Genomic DNA, 3,384 nt, shown 5'->3' on the forward strand with positions numbered 1-3,384 from the left:
CGCATCGTCACCTGGTGGTCCGAGGACGACCTGCTGGGCGATGCCGGCATCAGCATCCTGCGCGTGGTCGCCGGCTGGGCGCTGGCCGCGCTGCTGGCGCTGCCGCTGGGCCTGTTCATCGGCAGCTGGCGGGCGATGCAGGCGCTGCTGGAACCGCTGACCGACTTCATCCGCTACATGCCGGCGGTCGCCTTCGTGCCGCTGGTGATGCTGTGGGTGGGCATTGGCGAGGGCGCGAAGGTGGCCATCATCTTCATCGGCACTTTCTTCCAGATGGTGCTGATGGTGGCCGAGGACGTGCGGCGGGTGCCGATGGCGCAGATCGAGGCCGCGCAGACCATGGGGGCCACCCGGCGCGAAGTGGTCGAGCAGGTCATCGTGCCTTCGGCCAAGCCGGCGCTGCTGGACACCTTGCGTGTGACCATGGGCTGGGCCTGGACCTACCTGGTGGTGGCCGAACTGGTGGCCGCCAACTCGGGGCTGGGCTTTGCGATCCTGAAGGCCCAGCGCTTCCTGCAGACCGACAAGATCTTCGCCGGCATCCTGCTGATCGGCCTGATCGGGCTGGCCATCGACCAGTTGTTCCGCCTGCTGCACCGCAAGGCATTCCCCTGGCTATACGGGAGAAATTGATGACCCTCGCGACATTGGACGTGATGCCGTCCCTCTGCTGCCGGGCCCTGGGCAAGACCTACCCCGGCGGCAAGCAGCCGGCACTGGTGGACGTGAACCTGGACATTGCGCCCAACGAGTTCGTCACGTTGGTTGGCGCGTCGGGCTGCGGCAAGTCCACGCTGCTGCGCTGCATGGCCGGGCTGGAGCGGCATGACCAGGGGGAGCTGCGCGTCTGCGGCCAGCCCATTGCCGGGCCGGGGCCGGACAGAGCCATGGTGTTCCAGCACTACAGCCTCTACCCGTGGCTGACGGTGATCGAAAACATCCGCTTCGTGCGCCGCCTCTCCGCCCACACCCGGGACCGCAGCAGCAGCGATGTGGAAGCCGCCAGCGGCCGCGCCGATGCGCTGCTGCGGCTGATGGGCCTGGACGCCGTGCGCGACGCCTACCCCAACCAGCTCTCCGGCGGCATGCAGCAGCGCGTGGCGATTGCCCGCGCACTGATGAGCGCACCGCCCATCCTGCTGATGGACGAGCCTTTCGGCGCACTGGACGCGCAGACCCGCGAGGTCATGCACGACCTGATCGCCCACGTGCACCGGCAGGAGCGCAGCACCATCGTCTTCGTCACGCACGACGTGGAGGAGGCGCTGTACCTGGGCCACCGTGTGGTGCTGATGGCGCCCCGCCCCGGCCGCATCGACACCATCTACCCGGTGCCGCTGCCAGCCCGCCGCAATCAGGACATGAAGCTGGCCCCGGAGTTCCTCGCGCTCAAGCGCGAAATCCTCGAACGCATCCGCGACACCTCGGGCATGAAGACCGACCTGGAGCTGCTCGAAAAACTCAGCCAGGCCGCCGCGTAAAGCGGCACCTCATTTGGAGACCACCCCACATGAAAACCTTGGTCCACACCCTGGACAACCCGCCGGCCAGCGCGCCGGTGGACACGCCCGCGCTGTGGCGCGAGTTCGCGCCCACGCTGCCGGCGGATACGGTGATCTGGTCCGACATCGTGCCCGGCGGCTGCCACGGCGCGCGCCTGCTGCGCCGCGGCAGCTCGCTGCGCATGGTCGCGCTGGACGCCTCGGCGAATTTCAGCCTGGTGCTGTACGCAGCAGCCGACCTGCTCGAGCGCTACAACATGCCCGACACACTCAAGGCCCAGCACACCGCGCACCTCACCCGCGGCCATGTGCTGATGAGCGACATGGGCCGGGCGATGGCTTCGATCACCGAGGACACGCTGGGCTGGCACGACCCGCTGGGCGCGCTGCTGGACGAAACCCTGCTCGTCGCCAAATACCCGGCCCAGCGCTACGCCACGCACCGCAATGCGATGGCCCGCGCCGGCCGCGAGGGCCTGCAGGTCGAGCTGGCCAAGTTCGGCCTCGCGCCGCGCGACCTGATCGCCCCGGTGAATGCCTTCAGCAAGGTGCAGGTGGACCTCGAAGGCCGCTTCCAGTTCGCCGAGCGCCACGCCAAGCCCGGCAGCGCGCTGGAGCTGCGCTGCGAGATGGACCTGCTGGTCGCCTACAGCAGCGCACCGCATCCGCTGGACCCGGCGCCCGTCTACACGCCCGGCCGCATCGGCCTGGCCGCCTGGCATTCCGGTACCGCACAGGCGGACGACTTCTGCCGCAGCTTCCGCCCGGAAAACGCCCGCGCGCTGCACAACACCGAATTGCTGTACCTCTGAGGTCCGCCATGAGCCAAGCCACCGCATTCCGCATTCAAGAAAGCCTGCTGGACCCGGCCGACGCACTGCACGACCACACCGTGCCGGCCGGCGAGCCCTGCCTTCTGTCCATCAAGGCCGGCCAGACGCTGCGCCTGATCGACCTCGAAGGCAACCAGGCCATCGACGCCCTCTTCTACGCCCAGGCACCGCTGGGCGAGCGCTACAGCGCCACCAACACCATGCTGGCCCAGGGCGGCATCTACCTGACCACCGGCTCGGTGCTGATGAGCAACACCGGCCGCAAGATGGCCACCATCGTGGCCGACACCTGCGGCCGCCACGACACCCTGGGCGGCGCCTGCTCCACCGAGAGCAACCAGGTGCGCTACGCCCTCGGCAAGCGCCACATGCACGCCTGCCGCGACAACTTCCTCAGCGCCCTGCTGGCGGCCGACATCGGCCTGGGCAAGCGCGACCTGGCGCCCAACATCAACTTCTTCATGAACGTGCCGGTCACCCCCGAAGGCGGGCTGAAGTTCGACGACGGTGTGTCCGCCCCGGGCAAGTACGTGGAGCTGCGCGCCGAGATCGACCTGTGGTTGCTCATCTCCAACTGCCCGCAGCTGAACAACCCCTGCAATGGCTACGACCCGACACCGGCCCAGGTGCTCGTCTGGTCCTGAAGCCCTTCACAGCCTTCAGGACGACCTGAGCCCGGCTGCCCAAGACCGGCGGGACGACCCGCCCAAGCCTTGCAGACCATGTCTTTCAATACAGTCCTCATCGCCAACCGCGGCGCCATTGCCTGCCGCATCATCCGCACGCTGCATGCGCTGGGCCTGAAGGCCGTGGCGGTCTACTCCGAAGCGGACGCAGATGCGCGCCATGTCGCCATGGCCGACCAGGCCGTCTGCATCGGCCCGGCACCGGCGGCACAAAGTTACCTGAATGCCGAGCGCATCCTCGCTGCCGCACGCGACACCGGCGCCGGTGCCATCCATCCCGGCTACGGCTTCCTGTCCGAGAACCCCGGCTTTGCCGAAGCCTGCGAGGCCGCCGGCTTCGCCTTCATCGGCCCCACGCCAGCG

Annotated in this window: 5 protein-coding genes; all 5 read left to right on the top strand. The window is 68.5% G+C overall.

Annotation, left to right across the window (positions count from 1 at the left end; all coding sequences use genetic code 11):
• Nucleotides 1–633: ABC transporter permease (locus FKP22_RS24820; RefSeq protein WP_141290328.1), on the top strand; the 633-nt coding region annotated here is incomplete at its 5' end.
• Nucleotides 633–1,481 carry an ABC transporter ATP-binding protein gene (locus FKP22_RS24825; protein ID WP_231012398.1) on the top strand — a complete coding sequence of 283 codons (849 nt, stop codon included), beginning with the start codon at nt 633–635 and terminating at the stop codon, nt 1,479–1,481. The genes FKP22_RS24820 and FKP22_RS24825, both read left to right, overlap by 1 nt.
• Before the next feature lie 29 nt (nt 1,482–1,510).
• Nucleotides 1,511–2,314: an urea amidolyase associated protein UAAP1 gene (locus FKP22_RS24830; RefSeq protein WP_141290329.1), complete on the top strand. Its 804-nt coding sequence runs from the start codon at nt 1,511–1,513 to the stop codon at nt 2,312–2,314.
• 8 nt (nt 2,315–2,322) lie between these two features.
• The gene (locus FKP22_RS24835; RefSeq protein WP_141290330.1) at nt 2,323–2,979 is read left to right on the top strand and encodes an urea amidolyase associated protein UAAP2; all 657 of its coding nucleotides are present in this window, start codon (nt 2,323–2,325) and stop codon (nt 2,977–2,979) included.
• A gap of 78 nt (nt 2,980–3,057) precedes the next feature.
• The coding region (locus FKP22_RS24840) for a biotin carboxylase N-terminal domain-containing protein (protein ID WP_310733372.1) at nt 3,058–3,384 on the top strand (327 nt) is incomplete at its 3' end.

The sequence above is a fragment of the Ideonella azotifigens genome (assembly GCF_006519715.1).
GTDB classification, from domain to species: Bacteria; Pseudomonadota; Gammaproteobacteria; order Burkholderiales; family Burkholderiaceae_C; genus Ideonella; species Ideonella azotifigens.

Excerpts from the sequence above, each read along its gene's own strand:
- FKP22_RS24825 (WP_231012398.1), top strand. The coding sequence starts at position 633 with ATGACCCTCGCGACATTGGACGTGATGCCGTCCCTCTGCTGCCGGGCC.
- FKP22_RS24830 (WP_141290329.1), top strand. The coding sequence starts at position 1,511 with ATGAAAACCTTGGTCCACACCCTGGACAACCCGCCGGCCAGCGCGCCG.
- FKP22_RS24835 (WP_141290330.1), top strand. The coding sequence starts at position 2,323 with ATGAGCCAAGCCACCGCATTCCGCATTCAAGAAAGCCTGCTGGACCCG.